16 protein-coding genes are annotated in these 16,120 nt (G+C 61.0%); 5 read left to right on the top strand and 11 right to left on the bottom strand.

Annotated features, from left to right (window positions below; translation table 11 throughout):
• Positions 1–105 precede the first annotated feature (105 nt).
• Positions 106–294, top strand: coding sequence for a hypothetical protein (locus tag HY29_RS07005; RefSeq protein ID WP_034794700.1), 189 nt, complete (start codon positions 106–108; stop codon positions 292–294).
• Between the two features lie 2 nt (positions 295–296).
• Here HY29_RS07005 and HY29_RS07000 read toward each other — a convergent pair whose 3' ends face one another.
• A complete protein-coding gene (locus tag HY29_RS07000; RefSeq protein WP_034794698.1) occupies positions 297–980 on the bottom strand; it encodes an extensin-like domain-containing protein in 684 nt (227 codons plus the stop codon).
• A 130-nt stretch (positions 981–1,110) separates the two neighbouring features.
• Between HY29_RS07000 and parC the strand changes: the two genes are divergently transcribed.
• On the top strand, positions 1,111–3,345 hold the full coding sequence (parC, locus tag HY29_RS06995) for a DNA topoisomerase IV subunit A (protein ID WP_034794696.1): 2,235 nt from the start codon (positions 1,111–1,113) through the stop codon (positions 3,343–3,345).
• 85 nt (positions 3,346–3,430) lie between these two features.
• Complete coding sequence (locus HY29_RS06990; RefSeq protein WP_034794694.1) at positions 3,431–4,291, top strand: pirin family protein; 861 nt, start codon at positions 3,431–3,433, stop codon at positions 4,289–4,291.
• Here the strand turns inward: HY29_RS06990 and HY29_RS06985 are convergent.
• From HY29_RS06985 to HY29_RS06975, 3 genes are all read right to left on the bottom strand, one after another.
• On the bottom strand, positions 4,288–5,517 hold the full coding sequence (locus HY29_RS06985) for an APC family permease (RefSeq protein ID WP_206741935.1): 1,230 nt from the start codon (positions 5,515–5,517) through the stop codon (positions 4,288–4,290). The genes HY29_RS06990 and HY29_RS06985 overlap by 4 nt on opposite strands.
• A 3-nt stretch (positions 5,518–5,520) precedes the next feature.
• The gene (locus HY29_RS06980; protein ID WP_034794692.1) at positions 5,521–6,270 is read right to left on the bottom strand and encodes an SIR2 family NAD-dependent protein deacylase; all 750 of its coding nucleotides are present in this window, start codon (positions 6,268–6,270) and stop codon (positions 5,521–5,523) included.
• A 103-nt stretch (positions 6,271–6,373) separates the two neighbouring features.
• A complete protein-coding gene (locus tag HY29_RS06975; RefSeq protein ID WP_034794690.1) occupies positions 6,374–7,075 on the bottom strand; it encodes a VIT1/CCC1 transporter family protein in 702 nt (233 codons plus the stop codon).
• Positions 7,076–7,225: 150 nt separating this feature from the next.
• On the opposite strand from HY29_RS06975, the gene HY29_RS06970 reads away from it, so the two are divergent.
• Positions 7,226–7,789, top strand: a complete 564-nt coding sequence (locus tag HY29_RS06970; protein ID WP_034794688.1) for a LemA family protein — start codon at positions 7,226–7,228, stop codon at positions 7,787–7,789.
• Positions 7,790–7,824: 35 nt separating this feature from the next.
• A complete protein-coding gene (locus tag HY29_RS06965; protein WP_034794686.1) occupies positions 7,825–8,148 on the top strand; it encodes a hypothetical protein in 324 nt (107 codons plus the stop codon).
• On the opposite strand, the gene HY29_RS06960 is transcribed toward HY29_RS06965, so the two are convergent.
• From HY29_RS06960 to HY29_RS06930, 7 genes are read right to left on the bottom strand one after another with little or no spacing between them, the layout of a single operon-like run.
• Positions 8,133–9,275 (bottom strand): pyridoxal phosphate-dependent aminotransferase, encoded by a 1,143-nt coding sequence (locus HY29_RS06960; protein ID WP_034794683.1) that lies wholly within the window; start codon positions 9,273–9,275, stop codon positions 8,133–8,135. The two genes, HY29_RS06965 and HY29_RS06960, sit on opposite strands and share 16 nt — an antisense overlap.
• A gap of 1 nt (position 9,276) precedes the next feature.
• The gene (locus tag HY29_RS06955) at positions 9,277–10,863 is read right to left on the bottom strand and encodes a TRAP transporter large permease subunit (protein ID WP_034795125.1); all 1,587 of its coding nucleotides are present in this window, start codon (positions 10,861–10,863) and stop codon (positions 9,277–9,279) included.
• On the bottom strand, positions 10,853–11,518 hold the full coding sequence (locus tag HY29_RS06950) for a TRAP transporter small permease subunit (RefSeq protein WP_034794680.1): 666 nt from the start codon (positions 11,516–11,518) through the stop codon (positions 10,853–10,855). Before HY29_RS06950 ends, HY29_RS06955 begins: the two co-directional genes overlap by 11 nt.
• 17 nt (positions 11,519–11,535) lie before the next feature.
• Positions 11,536–12,645 carry a TRAP transporter substrate-binding protein gene (locus tag HY29_RS06945; protein ID WP_081811270.1) on the bottom strand — a complete coding sequence of 370 codons (1,110 nt, stop codon included), beginning with the start codon at positions 12,643–12,645 and terminating at the stop codon, positions 11,536–11,538.
• A 55-nt stretch (positions 12,646–12,700) separates the two neighbouring features.
• Positions 12,701–13,462, bottom strand: coding sequence for an arginyltransferase (locus HY29_RS06940; RefSeq protein ID WP_051601227.1), 762 nt, complete (start codon positions 13,460–13,462; stop codon positions 12,701–12,703).
• Between the two features lie 16 nt (positions 13,463–13,478).
• Positions 13,479–15,323: an SLC13 family permease gene (locus HY29_RS06935; RefSeq protein WP_034794675.1), complete on the bottom strand. Its 1,845-nt coding sequence runs from the start codon at positions 15,321–15,323 to the stop codon at positions 13,479–13,481.
• Positions 15,324–15,365: 42 nt separating this feature from the next.
• Positions 15,366–16,001, bottom strand: a complete 636-nt coding sequence (locus HY29_RS06930; RefSeq protein ID WP_034794672.1) for an OmpA family protein — start codon at positions 15,999–16,001, stop codon at positions 15,366–15,368.
• Positions 16,002–16,120 lie beyond the last annotated feature (119 nt).

The raw sequence follows: 16,120 nt of genomic DNA, 5'->3' as shown, positions 1-16,120 counted from the left end.
AATCTGCAGCAAGGTCTCATCCATTCAGGAGACATTCAGACCCGGCGGTGATAACTCGATTTTTGAGGGACTGGGGCGTTCCGTGCAAACCCAAGGGCTGATGCCATGAAGAAAACTGTATTTGCTGTCACCGCCATTGCCATGCTGTCACTGGCTGGCTGCATTCACGTCGATGCCGATGAACACGGCCGCGATGCGATCTATGAAAACACTGAAGCCGCGCTGCGCGTGTGCGGCGGTGAAGGCCGCGTGAAAGAAGTCACCGAAGACGGCTTCGAGTGCCTGGATAACTAAGCTTACCGACACACTCTTCCGCCGCCCATGTCGAGATGAAAATGATCGGCATGGGCGGCATTGTATTCAGGGCCCAGCGTGACGGAGAATACCTCGCACGCGCCTTTGTGCACCGCGCGCAGGAATTTGGCTTCCTTGCCGCCCGCATTCCAATACGTCTTCACGTCGATCAGACGGCCATCCTCCAGCCGGAAACCTGAAATATCCACAGCATTGCCCAGGCCGTGCTGGGACATGCGCCCTGTCCCGGCGATGTTACGGCAGGAAAAGCTGCCATAGGTCTCTATCCGCGCAATCGGAGAGCCGAGAATGTCCACTGCCGCCGGGCGCGCGACATGCCGCTCCCAGGTGTAGAGCGCAGCGGCCTCGGCGCAGGTCATCCGCAGCGTGGCGGAATAGGGCGTCATCGTCCGGTCCAGCGTCAGCGCGTCATACAGGCCGCAGCGGCCTTCCATTTTCTCGTCTTCCAGCGGTGTATACAGCACGCCCGCCTCATCCAGCGCGGTAAAGCACAGCTCGCGGCTGTCGCGGGCCCGTATCAGCTTGTGGTGCGTGCCGAGGCCCAGCCTCTCGGTCAGGTCGATCGGCGCGAAGGGGTTGTGACGGGGCGGCGCCAGCCAGATCAGGGCGGCGACGACCAAAATCGGCACGCTTATCAACAGAATCCATGCTTTGAGTGCGTGCATTGGCAGCTGTGCCCTTTTCCTTTCCTTAACCAAAAACCCGTTTGTGTTAACGTCACGTAGCCCTGATGAGTCGATGATTCTACGCTGGGGCCTGCACCAGAATGTGGCACGAAACTGCAAAGAGGCCAGAATGTCCGATACGATTGATGGCACGCCGGAAGACCGGATCATCAATGAGCCGATGAGTGAGGCGCTGTCCAAGCGCTATCTTGCTTACGCCCTTTCGACGATCACGTCCCGCGCCCTGCCGGATGTCCGCGATGGCTTGAAGCCGGTTCAGCGGCGCATCCTGTATGGAATGCGCGTACTGAAGCTGGATCCTGAAGGCGGCTTTCGCAAATGCGCCAAGATTGTTGGCGACGTTATGGGTAACTTCCACCCGCACGGCGACAGCTCGATCTATGACACGCTGGTGCGTCTGGCGCAGGATTTCACCGTTCGCTATCCGCTGGTGGATGGCCAGGGGAACTTTGGCAACATCGACGGCGACAGCGCTGCTGCCTATCGTTACACCGAAGCGCGGATGACCGTCGCAGCCGAGTTGCTGCTGGAGGGTCTCAATGAGAACGCCGTCGATTTCCGCGCAAACTATGCCGAGAATGACGAAGAACCGGTCGTACTGCCGGCAGGCTTTCCGAATCTGCTCGCCAATGGCGCCAGCGGCATCGCGGTTGGCATGGCGACCTCCATTCCTCCACATAATGCTGCCGAACTGATTGATGCGGCCCGCCTGCTGATCGAAAAGCCAAAGGCGACCACTGAGGAGCTGATGGATTTTGTCAAAGGTCCGGATTTCCCGACCGGCGGCATCATCGTCGAATCCCGCGAAGCCATGCTGGACGCCTATGAGACGGGCCGGGGCAGCTTCCGCATGCGGGCCCGCTGGGAAGTCGAGGATACAGGTCGTGGCACCTATCAGATCATCGTCACCGAGATTCCCTATCAGGTTCAGAAGTCCAGGCTGCTTGAGAAGCTGGGCGAACTGATCGAGGCGAAGAAGCTGCCGCTGTTGGACGATGTGCGCGATGAGAGCGCGGAAGACGTCCGCCTTGTTCTGGTGCCACGCTCCAAGACGGTGGAGCCGGAAGTGCTGATGGAGAGCCTCTACAAGGTCTGCGATCTTGAAACGCGCTTCAGCCTGAACATGAACGTGCTGCACAAGGGTGCGCCACAGGTCATGGGCCTGAAGGATGTGCTGAAGGCCTATCTGGACCATCGCCGTGAAGTGGTTGTGCGCCGGGCGGAATTCCGCCTCGACAAGATTGAGAAGCGCCTGCACCTGCTGGATGGCTATCTGATTGCCTATCTCAACATTGATGAGGTGATCCGCATCATTCGGTACGAGGACGAGCCCAAGCCCGTGCTGATGAAAACATTCGGCCTGACGGATATTCAGGCCGAAGCCATCCTCAACCTTCGCCTGCGTGCGTTGCGCAAGCTGGAAGAGATGGAAATTCGCGGTGAGCACACGAAGCTGACCGAAGAGCGCGAACAGCTTCAAAAGCTGATCGGTTCAGAGCGTCGCCAGTGGAGCAAGGTTTCCAAGGAGCTGAAAGAGGCCCGCGAGGCATTCGATCCGGACTCTGAGCTTGGCCGCCGCCGTGCGACCTTTGGCGAAGTGGCCGAGGTGGATCTCGCGGCTGCTCTGGAAGCGACCCGCCCGAAAGAGCCGGTTACAGTCGTGCTCTCCAAACAGGGCTGGATCCGCGGCATGAAGGGCCATGGCCTCGATCCGGAATCCGCCAAGTTCAAGGAAGGTGACGAGCTGTACCTCACTGAAGAAGTGATGAGTACGGACAAGATCATCCTCATGGCGTCCGATGGCCGGGCCTTCACGCTACTGGCAGACAAGCTGCCCGGCGGGCGTGGCCATGGTGAGCCGATCCGCCTGTCCATTGACCTGGAAGACAGCGTCGACATCATCGCCATGTTCCGGTTTGAGCCCGAGCGCAAACGGGTTGTTGCCTCTAGCGAAGGCTATGGCTTCGTGGTCGAGGAAAAGGAACTGGAATCCAACCGCAAGGCTGGCAAGCAGGCCGTCAATACCGGCAAGGGCGAACTGCTCGTCTGTCCGGAAGTCGAAGGCGATATGCTGGCCGTGGTCGGAACAAACCGCAAGCTGCTGATCTTCCCGCTGGAAGAGCTGCCCGAAATGGCACGCGGCAAGGGCAACAAGCTGCAATCCTATAGCGGCAAGCACACGCTGGCAGATCTGATGACGTTCGATGCCGAAGATGGCCTGATCGTCATGACAGGTGGCCGCCACCGCGCCTTCCCGGAATGGGAAGAATGGATTGGCAAGCGCGCCCAGGCCGGCAAGGCCGTGCCCAAAGGCTTCCCGAGAAGCGGCACATTCAGCGGCTAGCGCATCAGGCCTGCACTGCGGCTGACACTTTTTCCGGCGTGCCGCGTTCCTACATGAGTATAGAACCGATCATGAGGAGCGCGGTATGCCACAGCTCAAACCCGTCATCGCCATCCACCCCGCCATGCGGGATGATATTGGCGATCTTGTTACCCGCCGCCCTGTGCCGGGGCGCGGCGTCAGCCATATCGGGGCGTTCCTGTTCCTGAACCATCACGGCCCGCAGATCTATCCGCCGCACAATCGCGGCCTGCCATTCGGCCCTCACCCGCATCGCGGCTTTGAGACGGTTACGTTCATTCTGGAAGGTGAACTCGCCCACCGCGACAGTGCAGGTCATGAGAGCATCATCCATGAGGGCGGTGTCCAGTGGATGACGGCTGGCAGTGGCCTCGTCCATGAGGAAGTCTCCCCGGAAGCCTTCAAGAAGGAAGGCGGACCGATGGAGCTGTTGCAATTGTGGATCAATCTGCCCTCGCGGCTGAAAATGACCCAGCCGCGCTATACCGGTCTTCAGGCCGACAAGATCCCCGCCATCCAGAAAGACGGCGTGACCCTGCACCTCGTATCGGGTGAGCATGACGGCCAGGCAGGCGCCTTCGACTCCCTGACCGGCATTTTCATGAGCTGGCTCGACATGACCTCCGGCAGCCGCATCGCCTTTGATGGGCTGACGGGGCGCGATGTGTTCGTCTATGTCGCCAAAGGCGAGGTCACGATCAATGGTACGCAGGTATCCGGATTCAATCTGGCAGAGCTTGGCGCGGGCGATGGCATAGAGATGGCCGCCAGCACGGACGCCGTGATCCTCTACGGCCATGCCGAGCCGATCAATGAGCCCATCGTCTCCCATGGTCCGTTCGTGATGAATACCGAGCAGGAAATTTATGACGCCTATGCAGACTATCGCGCGGGCAAGTTCACGGTGCCTGTCAGCGTCGGCTAGTGCGAAGAGCTTTCGGCTGCCACTCCGAACAGGACAATCAGTATGCCGAGCAGGCTGAGGCCCGCATAGATCGGCGTGCGCCAGTTGAAGCCGCCGGCTGTCTTCCAGTCTCCGACCATCGCGATGGCAGACTGGATGGCATAGTAGAGCGCAAAGGCCTTTGAAGCATAGGCGATAATGTCGAACACATTCGCGCCCCAGGTCAGCAGCGCGCCAACAATGCCAAGGATCAGATAGGCACGCTTCGGCGTGATCTTCCCGCGCGAAACTTCCTCGGCCAGCCCGCCAGCGCCGCTTGCGTCCGCCACGGCTGCGCTGAACTGCGCGCTGAGGGCGGCGGCCACCAGAAGCGGCGGCAGCACGGGCGCCACGATCTGCATCATGTCCACAATGGCCGTCTCGTCCAGGGCCAGCTCACTGGGATGGAACAGGTAGGACAGCAGGCTGACATAGACCATGTAGATGGCCGCCGAGATGATCTGCGCCCACCGCATGGACCTGATGCGCATTTCCGGCGTGTACTCGTCTGACAGGTAACGCGATGTCTCAAAGCCCTGCACCGTCACGATCAGGCCGAAAGCCAGCGTGATAGCGGGCCAGCCGTGCAGCTGCAGATCATTGAAGACCAGCTGATGGCTCGTCGCCTTGCCGCCGAAATACAGCGCCAGCCCCACCAGCAGGCCGGCAATGATCGCCAGCTTCAGGCTGACGGCAAACTGCTCCATCTTCTCCATGGCCGAGAACCCGCCCAGCAGGCCCGACGCGACCACAAAGAAGAGCACCGCGCTGGTCAGCAGTTTCGGATAGGCGGGATTGTCCAGATTGAACAGCGACAGTCCGAACGCCCCGAACAGGTTCAGATAATAGGCAACCGAGATGCAATAGGCGAAGGCCAGCGCCCAGGAGGCGGCCTCCTCCAGCCATTCCTCGGCACGGCTGCGCTCGCCCACCTTTGCCCTTCGTGCAATGTTGAAGCGGATGGCATAGCCGAAGGCAAAGGCCAGCAGGCACAAGCCCGCCATCACCAGCGGCGCATATTTGCCATAGGAGTCGTCCAGGATCGGCCCTAGCACCAGAAAGCCGCTACCAATGATGGAGGCGAGCGGTGTCACCGTGGCCTGCCAGGCTCTCCACTGCCTCAGGCGCGGCAGGAAAAGCACGCCCAGCCCCACAACTGTCGCCAGAAGCACCAGAAGTGTCGAGGGATCAGTCAGGCTGATATGCACCTGTTACTTGTCCAGAATGGCCATCGTATCGGTCAGCAGAGAGCCGATTTCCTTGTGAAGGACAAGATCTGCAAACGGGTCCTGATCTGTCGGCTCTCGGTTCACGATGATCAGGCGCGCGCCATTTCGCTTGGCCTCAATGGGAATGGCCGCCGCCGGATACACGACGAGGGATGAGCCGAGCACGAGACACAGATCGCACAGCAGGGCTTCTTCCCCGGCGCGCTGCATTTCAATTTCCGGCATGGCCTGGCCGAAGGAGACGGTGGCATTCTTCAACAGGCCCGTGCAGAATATGCAGGTCAGGTCTTCATCATTTTCCCAGCGCTCACGCAGGCTTTCAAACTCATAGCGTTTGCCGCACTGCAGGCATTTGGCATAGCTGGCATTGCCGTGAATCTCGATCACCTTCTCATCGGGCACGCCGGAGGCCTGGTGAAGATTGTCGACATTCTGTGTGACGACGGATGATACCTTGCCGCGCTTTACCAGATCCGACACCGCATAATGGCCGACATTCGGCTCTGCGCCTGTCCAGCCTTCGGTGCGGTTGAACACGCGGCGCCACGATTCCCGGCGCGCATCGCGGGAGGCGACAAAGTCCTGAAAATAGATGGGAGACATCTTGCTCCACACGCCGCCTGGGCTTCGAAAGTCCGGGATGCCGCTTTCCGTGGAGATGCCTGCGCCGGTGAAAACCATCACCCGGCGGGCATCTGAGATATGTCTCGCGAGGCGGCCTGCATCCGTCATAAGCGCGTTTTACAAAATCCTGTCTGCTATGTCCTTCTTCAACGAGCTAAAGAATTGAGAGGATTTGTAAAGCTGTGCCGTGGTCTGAAACAGCGGAAAAGTGTCAGACCACCGTCCCGAACGCGGCGCCGATCGCCCCGGTGACGAGCATGGCAGCCGCGCCCCAGAACACGATCCGCACGACGGCCTTCGTGCGCTTGGCCCCGCCAGCCTTGGCCGACAGGAAACCCAGGATCACCAGCGCCAGCAGAGACACACCCGCCACGGCCGGCGTCACCAGCGCCTCTGGAGACACCACAGCCGCCAGCAGCGGCAGCAAAGCGCCGGCAGAGAAACTCAGCGCCGAGCTGATCGCAGCCTGCACAGGCCGCGCCGTGCCGAACTCCGACATGCCCAGTTCGTCGCGCACATGGGCATCCAGCGCGTCCTTGTCCATCAGCTGCCGCGCGACCTCATAGGCCGTGTCCTTGTGCACGCCGCGGTTCATATAGATGTTGGCCAGTTCCACCAATTCTGCTTCAGGACGGTCTCTCAGGGCGGCCTTTTCGATCTCGATATCGGCCTTTTCCGTATCAGCTTGAGAGGAGACGGAGACATACTCCCCCGCCGCCATCGACATCGCCCCCGCGACCAGGCCTGCCAGGCCTGCCGTCATGATGGCGCCTGGTGTGGCATTGGCAGAGGCAACCCCGATCATCAGGCTGGCCGTGGAGAGGATGCCGTCATTTGCGCCCAGCACAGTGGCACGCAGCCAGCCAATCCGGTGGATATAATGGTGTTCGCCCAAGGGGTACTTTGATGACATGGCTGGCCTCCTGCATGCTGAGAGAGGAGGCGGTATCCATCACGTCTGGTCAAGTCACTTGGTTGCCGCAGATAATCGCGCCGCACTCTTGCGCTGGGCGGCGGGCCCGGATACCCCTTTGACATTCCGGTTCTTTTGGAGGGACGCCTTATGAGCCCCATTATCATCATTCTGGCCGCCATCGTCGCGATCGTCGGCTTTGTCATCCTGATCTATAACGGCCTCGTGATGAAGCGGCAGCGCGTCAATCAGGCCTTTGCCGATGTCGATGTCCAGCTGAAACAACGCCAGAATTTGATCCCGAACCTTGTCGAGACGGTCAAGGGCTATGCCTCTCACGAGAAGGAAACCCTGAACGCCGTCATCGCGGCCCGCAGCGCCGCGCAGAGCGCCAGCACGCCGGCAGAAATGTCCCAGGCTGAAGGCATGCTGACGGCCTCCCTTGGCAAGCTGTTCGCCCTGGCAGAGGCCTATCCGGACCTGAAAGCCAATACGAACTTCCTGCAGCTGCAGGCAGAATTGTCCACGATTGAAGACAAGCTGGCCGCCGCGCGCCGCTTCTACAATTCCGCGGTTCAGGACTACAACACCTCCCGCGAACAATTCCCGGGCTCCATCATTGCCGGCATGTTCAATTTCGAGGAACGCGACTTCTTCGATGTTGGCGTCGAAGGCCGCGAGGCGCTGTCCCAGGTGCCGGAAGTCAAATTCTAGGGTAAGCTATCTCCTGACTATCAGGAGGTGGGACCATGAAATATTTCGTTCTCAGTGCGGCGCTTGCTCTTTCGGCTTGCGCCGCATCTTCATCCGGGTGGAGCGCAGCCGCCTGGAATGGCTTACCGGACCGCACGGTTGCCGGCGGCAATTACAGCTTCTTCGCCGCGCCGGTTGAAGGGCAGGGGTTCAAGCTGAAATTCTCGGTCAAGACGGATGGCAGCTTCGGAGTCGCCAGCGCGCCCACCGAAGACGCGTTGCTGGAAGCCGCCAGCGCTGCCGCGCCAGAGGGCTGCACACTCGCCACCCTTGAACGCACACCAGACGGCGGCGCCGTTGCGGATTATGCGTGCGACTGAGGCTGCGCCGCGAACCAGGGTTCCAGCAGACTGATGGCTTCCTCGATCTGCGGGGTGGAAAGCGCGAAGGAAAAGCGCATGAATTTGTGCCCTAGGACAGGGTCAAAGTCCACGCCCGGCGCGGTGGCGATGCCGGTCTCTTCCAGCAGTTTCAGGCAGAAGGACAAGCTATCGTCCGTATACTTTGAAATATCTGCATAGATATAGAACGCGCCATCGGGCGGAGCGATCTTTTCCAGGCCCAGCCGGGGCAGCGCTTCCAGCATCAGTTCGCGATTGCGGCGGTACACGTCGACATGCCCGTCCAGTTCCTCAGTGGAGTCCATGGCGGCGAGGCCTGCGTGCTGGGACAGCGAGGGCGGCGTCAGGAACAAATTCCCGACATAGGCGCTCGTCCGCTCAGCGCCATCTTCCGGCGACACCAGCCAGCCAAGTCGCCAGGCGGGCATCGAGAAATATTTCGAGAAGCTGTTCACAATGTACGCATCCGGATCAAACTCCAGCATGGAGCGGATTTCCGGGCCATAGCTGAGACCGTGATAGATCTCATCCGAAATAATGCGAATGTTCTTTCTCTTGGCGACATCGGCCAGCGCGGCCAGATCATCTGCCGGAATGATCGTTCCTGTCGGATTGGCGGGGCTGGCAATGATCACGCCTGCCGGGACCGGATCGATCGCGTCCAGTGCAGCGGCGGACAGCTGATAGCGCGCTTCCTCTCCACAGGCGATTTCGACAGGCTCCAGATTCAGCGCGCGCAGCGTGTTGCGATAGGCAACATAGCCCGGCCGCGCCAGCGCCACACGGTCGCCCGGATTGAACGCCGTCGACAGCGCCAGCACGAGGGCAGGCGATGCGCCACAGGTCAGCGTGATGCGGCCGGGCCGTACATCCACGCCATGATGCTGCTTGTAGTATTGGGCAATACGCTCCTTGAGCGGACGGCTTTCCCAATACCCCATCGGGTCTGTGTCCAGCACGTCATGCGCCTTGGCGATGGCGGCTTTCGGCGCGGGTGTGGAGGGCTGGCCGAATTCCATGTGCAGGATACGCCGGCCTTCGGCTTTCAGATCATGCGCCCGTTTGCTGACGGAGATCGCACGGAATGGATCGATGTCTTGTCCCATACTACCGGGCAGTAATGCCCGGCAGCCAGGTTGCCAAGGCCGGAATTGCCGCAACCAGCGTGATCAGCAACACCTGCAACACAATGAACGGCATTGCCCCGCGCCAGATATCCATCGTCTTGACGCTCGCCGGGGCCGCGCCGCGCAGATAGAACAGGGCGAAGCCAAAGGGCGGCGTCAGGAAACTGGTCTGCAGGTTCAGCGCCATCAGAATGGCCAGCCAGACCGGGTCAAACCCCAGAATGATCAGGGGCGGTGCCACCAGAGGCACCACGACGAACACGATCTCGATAAAGTCCAGGAAGAAGCCCAGCACGAACATCACGATCATGGTCATGGCCAGGGCGCCCCATTTGCCACCCGGCATGGCGTGCAGCACATCTGCGATGATGTCGTCGCCGCCATAGCCGCGGAAGACGAGGCTGAACAGAGACGCGCCGATCAGGATCAGGAACACCATGCTGGTAATCTGCGTCGCACTCTTCAGCGCGGGCAGCAGCTGCCGCATCCGGCGCAGCACGATCAGGCCCGCCGCCACGGCAGCGAAGAAAACAAGACAGGCCAGACCGGTCAGCAGGATGCCGACTTCATTGGCCCTGCCAATCGAGGCGACTCCGGTGCGCAGATCGAACAGATTGCGCAGGCACACAATCGCCACCACGCTGAGCAGTCCGGCCATCAACAGCCAGCTGACACGTCGCTCACGATCTTCATCCGCCAGCCTCAGTCCGGCCAGAAGGATCGCGCCGGCCACGCCAATCACGGCGGCCTCTGTTGGCGGGGCGACGCCGCCCAGGATCGCGCCAAGCACAGCAAAGATCAGCACCAGAGGTGCGCCCAGGCCGAAGGCGATTTCCTTGGCCGTCAGCGGCGGGCTGTCATCCTGCTCAACCGGCGGACAGCGTTCGGGTTTCCAGATGGCTGTGATGGCGATCCATGCGAGGTACAATCCCACCAGCAAGAGGCCGGGGATCAGCGCGCCCGCAAACAGATCGCCCACAGAAACCACGAAAGACCCCGCCGCGCCGGTCGCCTGACTGGCCTGGCTCGCCGCATTGGAAATCGCGTCCGCCAGCAGGATCAGCACGATGGACGGCGGAATGATCTGCCCCAGCGTGCCAGAGGCCGCGATGGTGCCGGTCGCAAGCCGCGGATCATAACCCTGGCGCAGCATGGTCGGCAGGGCGATCAGCGTCATCGTAATCACCGTCGCGCCAACAATCCCGGTGGAGGCCGCCAACAACGCGCCGACCAGAACCACGGCATAGCCTAGCCCGCCGCGTACCTTGCCCAGCAGGCGGCTGGCAATGTGCAACAGGTCTTCCGCTACACGTGATCGCTCCAGGATCACGCCCATCAGCACGAATAGCGGCACGGCGATCAGCGTCGTATTCTGCATGATCGATCCGCCAAGAATGCGGCTCGGCAGATTGCGCAGAAAGGCCTCGTCGAACACGCCCATGCCAATCCCGGCCAGCGCGAACAGCAACGCCACGCCGCCCAGGGTCAGCGCCACCTGATAGCCGGCCAGCAGCGCCGCAATGGCGCAGGCAAACATCGAAAGCGCCAGGATCACCTCAAGCTCCATGGATGCCTCCATGGGGGTCTTCTTCCGGCGTGTCTTCCAGCTTGCCGGTCAGGCGTAGCGCCGCTTTCAGCGCTTCCGACAGGCCCTGCACCAGCATCAACACGGCAAAGACCGGCAGCAATGTCTTGAACAGGAACAGCAGCGGCAGCCCATCGGATTCGCGTGAGCCCTCAAACAAGGCCCAGCTGCGTGCGAGCCCCTGTTCCGTCATCGCCAGCAGGCGGATGCAGATCGGAAACAGGAACAGATAGATGCCAGCCAGTTCAACCCAGTTGCGTCCGCTCGGCCCGAAGCGCGGGCGCAGAATGTCCACACGGACATGCGCATCATCACGCAGGGCTGAGGCCGCGCCCAGCATGAACATTGCCGCAAAGGCATAGATCACGATCTCGTTCAGCCAAGTGAAGGACATGCCGAACGCATAGCGCAACAAAACCACCATCAGCTGCGCCATCACCAGGATGATCGCGCTGGCAATCGCCCCGCCCAACGCCCAGCCGGAGATCGCGTCGATCCTGCGGCTCAGCCATTTGGCAGGGCCTTCAACCGGGTCCGGCCAGATCGTTACGATGAGGGGCAGCAGCAGCAAGGGTGAAAGGGCAAGGCCCAGCCAGTTCAGCCATCCGCCCAGTGTCAGAAAAACATCCGCAGACATGCCCACCCCGCGTCCGTCTACTTGTTCGCCGCGCGGGCGGCATAATACGGGCCGTCAGACACATCCGCCCATCCGCGCATCAGCTTCAGCGACTTCTCAAAGCTCTCATAAATGCGCTTTTCAATGCCATCGCGGCCAGAGGCGGCGCGGATATCCCAGGCCGCCTCTGCCATGCGGGAAACAACCTCATCCGGAAAGCTGCGCATCTGCACGCCATGATCGTTGACCAGCAGGTCGAGATGAACCGAGTTCTGATAGGTGAACTCGCCCAGCGATGTATGGTTCACGCTTTCACAGGCGGCCTGAATGATCGCTTGCTCTCCGGGCGTCAGATCATCCCAGACGCGGCGGTTCATGCCCACGGCCAGGCTCGCGCCGGGCTCATGGAAGCCGGGGCCGTAATAGTAGGGCGCCTCCCGATAGAAGCCGAGATAATAGTCATTCCACGGGCCGACCCATTCGGTTGCGTCGATTGAGCCGGTCTGAAGGGCCTGATAAATCTCGCCGCCGGGCAGCGCGATGGCCGATCCGCCAAGCGCGCGCAGCACGTCGCCGCCCTGTCCCGGAATGCGCATCTTCAGGCCGACCAGATCATCCAGGCTGTTGATCTCCTTGCGGAACCAGCCGCCCATCTGGTGGCCGGTATTAGCTGCCTGAAAGGATTTGATGCCGAACTGGCCCGACAATTCATCCCACAATTCCTGGCCACCGCCAAAGTCGATCCAGCCCATGATCTCCTGCGCCGTCATGCCGAAGGGCACGGCGGTGAAGAAGGGAAAGCCGGTGGACTTCGCCGTCCAGTAATATTCCGCGCCATGATACATGTCGGCCGAGCCATTCGAGACGGCATCGAAACATTCAAATGGCGGCACCAGTTCGCCCGCCGCATAGACTTTCACTTCCATCAGGCCGTCAGACATTGTCTGAATGCGCTGCGCCACGCGTTCGGCCGCTTCGCCAAGGCCCGGCAAGCCTTTTGGCCAGGTGGTGACCATGTTGAAGCGGCGCCGGTTGCGCGCAATCGCCGGGGCGGCCAGGTCAGCGGCTTTCTCCGGATTGGCAAAGGCGGCTGCCGCGCCGGCAAGGCCCAGTGCCCCTGCGCCCAGCAGGTTACGTCTGTGGATCATATCCTCTCCCCCGTGCGTCTGCGCCGGCGCTCAGCCGTGTCGCGGTCGCAACGTTTTATTCATCGTCTCTCAGCAACCGCCATGTGTCGCCATCGAGAACCTCCAACGGCTTATAGCGCCGCTTGTAATCCATTTTCGGGCTGCCTTTGACCCAATAGCCCAGATAGACATGCGGCAGGCCCAGGTCATGCGCATGAAGAATGTGGTCCAGGATCATGTAATGGCCCAGGCCACGGCCTTCATGCTCCGGGTCAAAGAAGGTGTAGACCATGGAAAGGCCGTCGCGCAGGACATCAGTGATCGACGCGGCCACCAGCGGCGCGTCGTCTTCCGGGCCTTCGCGATATTCGAAGATCAGGCTTTTCACCGGGCTGGCGCCCACCATGGCGCTATAGTCCCGATAGCTCATGTCCGACATGCCGCCCTTGTCGTGGCGATGCTTCACATAGGCTTTCAGCAGGCGGTATTGCTCGCGTGTTGGGGCTGACTCGACGGGGCGGCGCACAAGAGACTCGTTCCGCTTTAGCGCCCGGCGGTCATTGCGGGAGAGTTCGAATTCCCGTGAGTTCACGCGCACACTGCGGCAGGCATTGCAGCGCGGGCAGGCCGGGCGATAGGCAATCGTCTGGCTGCGGCGAAAGCCTGCATGGCTGAGTGAGTTGTGCACGCTGTCGGCTTCGCTGCCGATAGCCAGATTGGTGAAGGCCTTGCGTTCCTTCAGACCCGGCAGATAGGGGCACGGGCTCGGGCTGGTCACGTAAAAGCGGAGTGACCGTTCAAGCCCCGGGGGCAATATCTGGGAGTCCGTAAACCTCATAATTGCGACGATACACTTACAGATCAAACCGCCAAGGGGCGAATAGCGTAAACACGAACCATAATATGAATACCAGAGGCGCGCCAAATGTCATGAAGTCCCTGAATTTATAGTGTCCAGGGCCCATCACCAGCATGTTTGTCTGATAGGCAATTGGCGTCGCAAAACTGCAGTTTGCCCCATAAATGACCGCTAGAAGGAATGGCAGCGGGTTGTCGATGTTCAATTCCGCCGCAGCTGACAGGGCAATCGGCGAGAACAGAATGGCCGTCGCGGCATTGGACAGCAGATTGGTCAGGATGGCCACGGCCAGGAAAATGGCAGACAGAACCGCCAGCGTTCCGAACGGAGAGGCCAGGTTCACAACGGCATGTGCGATCATCGCCGCCGCGCCGGTTTTCTCCAGCGCCATGCCCATGGCCAGCGCTGCGCCGATCACCAGGAAGATGCGCAGGTCCAGAGAGCGCGCCGCCTGCCGCGTATTGAGACAGCCCGCGATCAGCATCGCCACGGCCGCCAGGACAGATGCGTGCAGGATGGAGACGATCCCACTCGCCGCGCCAAGCACCAGACAGACTGAAATTATCCGCGCCGCCAGCGCTTTCGTTGTCAGCGGAATTTCGGTCTGGGACCATTCCAGCATGATCAGGTCGCGGCTGGAACGCAGCTCGCGGAAGGCTTCCACGGGGCCGCACAGCAGCAGCGTGTCCCCGGATTCCAGCCGGATCTCGCCCAGCTTGGTGCGGATCATGCGGCTGCGGCGCTGAATGCCCAGCGTCACCGCGCGCGTCAGGCGGCGAAAGCCCAGCATCTCCACCGTGCGTCCGACCATGCGGGAGCCTGGCGCGATCACCGCTTCGGTCAGCGCCAGCGTGCTCGGCTTGCCATTTTCTTCCAGATCCACGCCGGAGGCCTGCCAGACCTGCTGCAGGAAGTCCGGCTGGCGGGCGAGCACGTTTTGCAGCGCCGAGCGTGTGGCCGCGATAATCACGAGATCCCCGGCCTGTAGCGCAATGTCTTCATAGGGCGGCAGGATCGCGCGTTCGCCGCGCTGGATCATCCGCACCGTCATGTCCGGCAGGTCCGTGAACATGCCGGCGATCGGTTTCTTGCCTTGCAGGAAGTGGCCATTGGTCACTTCAATCTGCGCCACGAATTGCTTGCCGGAAGGCTGCACGATGTCATCCGACATGCCGCGCCGGTTCGGCAGCAGGAAGCGAGAGAAGACGATAAGGTAGAGGAAACCGGCCCCCGCCAGGATCAGGCCCAGCGGCGTCTGGTCAAAAAAGCCGAGTTGCTGGCCGGTGATCCGCAGATAGGATTCCGCCGCCAGCAGGTTGGTCGACGTGCCGATCAGCGTCGTCATGCCGGCAAAGATAGAGGCATAGCTGAGCGGCATCATCAGCTTTGATTGCGGCGTGTTCATGCGCATCGCGATGGCCGTCATCACGGGCAGGAACATGATGACGATAGGCGTATTGTTCACGAAGGCGCTGGTCACGAAGACCGCCAGAAAGGCCAGCACCAGCGTTATGGTGGGCCGCTTGTCATAACCTGCCAGCAGGGCCTTAGTCGGCCCCTCGAGCGCGCCGGTCTGGAACAGGCCCTGGCCGACCACAAGCAGCGCCATGATCGTGATCAGGGCGGGGTTGCCAAAGCCGGACAGCAAGTCTGCCGCGCTGATTGGTGCGCCATCCGCGCCATGTGCGCCAGGGAAGGTAAACAGCACCAGCAGCGCAGCCATCACGCAGACGGAGACCAGCTCCATCGACCATTTGTCGAGCATGTAAAAGGCGATTGCCGCGCACACGACAGCGAGACTCGCCCACATGGGCCAGGTTGCGGCCAGTTCACTCAACATTGTGGCTCCGGTTCATCAGCGCGCCCCGGCTTACCAGTCAGGTCAGCCGTCAACTTGCAACAGTATGCTCACGCGGCGGTTTGCTGGCAAGTGGGGCTGCCCCGCATAAAGGGGGCGTGTGGCGGCCAGGCCCGTGACAGCTCGGATGCGGCTGTCTGTAATGCCTGCAGCAGTCAGGGCGCGGCGGGCGGCATTTGCGCGTTCGGAAGAGATATCCCAATTGCTACGCCCCGAATCCGTGCTCGGAAAGGCGTCGGTATGGCCTTCAATGGTGAGGGGCATATCAAGGGTGGAAAGGCGCTGTCCGACGGTGTCCATCAGCTGTGCGCCAGCCGGGGTGAAGCCGGACTCGTTCATTGCAAACAAAGGGCGGGCCTCTGAATCGATCAGATCGATTCGCACGCCATTGGCCTTGCGGGTCAGCACGATATTGTCTCCGGCGCTCTGAAGGGCGGCATCGGAAGACAGAAGACTGTAGAGGCGCTGGGTTTCGCTCGGGCGAATGTTCACCAGGGTGCTGGCGCTGGCAGTTTTGCCATTATTGAAGAAATCAGCGATTTCGCCGCGTGCATTTGGCGAGACGCCACTGACCAGCCAGAGCAGAAGAAAGAACGCCATAAGGGCCGTCAGGAAGTCGGCATAGGCCAGCTTCCAGGTGCCCAGGCGCCGTGCAGGCAAGGCAGGCCTTCTGCCTGCCCGATGGTGCTGCATAGTGGTGGTGGCATGCGCCATAATCCGTCCCAATCCTTCTGAATGGAAGGGATTGTGTATCAGGTCTTGGTGAATCTCCGTTGGAA

This window comes from Hyphomonas beringensis, from assembly GCF_000682755.1.
GTDB classification, from domain to species: Bacteria; Pseudomonadota; Alphaproteobacteria; order Caulobacterales; family Hyphomonadaceae; genus Hyphomonas; species Hyphomonas beringensis.
The sequence above is the reverse complement of the archived record's forward strand: the minus strand, read 5'-3'. Positions and strand labels throughout refer to the sequence as shown.

Excerpts from the sequence above, each read along its gene's own strand:
- HY29_RS07005 (WP_034794700.1), top strand. The coding sequence starts at position 106 with ATGAAGAAAACTGTATTTGCTGTCACCGCCATTGCCATGCTGTCACTG.
- HY29_RS07000 (WP_034794698.1), bottom strand. The coding sequence starts at position 980 with ATGCACGCACTCAAAGCATGGATTCTGTTGATAAGCGTGCCGATTTTG.
- parC (WP_034794696.1), top strand. The coding sequence starts at position 1,111 with ATGTCCGATACGATTGATGGCACGCCGGAAGACCGGATCATCAATGAG.
- HY29_RS06990 (WP_034794694.1), top strand. The coding sequence starts at position 3,431 with ATGCCACAGCTCAAACCCGTCATCGCCATCCACCCCGCCATGCGGGAT.
- HY29_RS06980 (WP_034794692.1), bottom strand. The coding sequence starts at position 6,270 with ATGACGGATGCAGGCCGCCTCGCGAGACATATCTCAGATGCCCGCCGG.
- HY29_RS06975 (WP_034794690.1), bottom strand. The coding sequence starts at position 7,075 with ATGTCATCAAAGTACCCCTTGGGCGAACACCATTATATCCACCGGATT.
- HY29_RS06970 (WP_034794688.1), top strand. The coding sequence starts at position 7,226 with ATGAGCCCCATTATCATCATTCTGGCCGCCATCGTCGCGATCGTCGGC.
- HY29_RS06965 (WP_034794686.1), top strand. The coding sequence starts at position 7,825 with ATGAAATATTTCGTTCTCAGTGCGGCGCTTGCTCTTTCGGCTTGCGCC.
- HY29_RS06960 (WP_034794683.1), bottom strand. The coding sequence starts at position 9,275 with ATGGGACAAGACATCGATCCATTCCGTGCGATCTCCGTCAGCAAACGG.
- HY29_RS06955 (WP_034795125.1), bottom strand. The coding sequence starts at position 10,863 with ATGGAGCTTGAGGTGATCCTGGCGCTTTCGATGTTTGCCTGCGCCATT.
- HY29_RS06950 (WP_034794680.1), bottom strand. The coding sequence starts at position 11,518 with ATGTCTGCGGATGTTTTTCTGACACTGGGCGGATGGCTGAACTGGCTG.
- HY29_RS06945 (WP_081811270.1), bottom strand. The coding sequence starts at position 12,645 with ATGATCCACAGACGTAACCTGCTGGGCGCAGGGGCACTGGGCCTTGCC.
- HY29_RS06940 (WP_051601227.1), bottom strand. The coding sequence starts at position 13,462 with ATGAGGTTTACGGACTCCCAGATATTGCCCCCGGGGCTTGAACGGTCA.
- HY29_RS06935 (WP_034794675.1), bottom strand. The coding sequence starts at position 15,323 with ATGTTGAGTGAACTGGCCGCAACCTGGCCCATGTGGGCGAGTCTCGCT.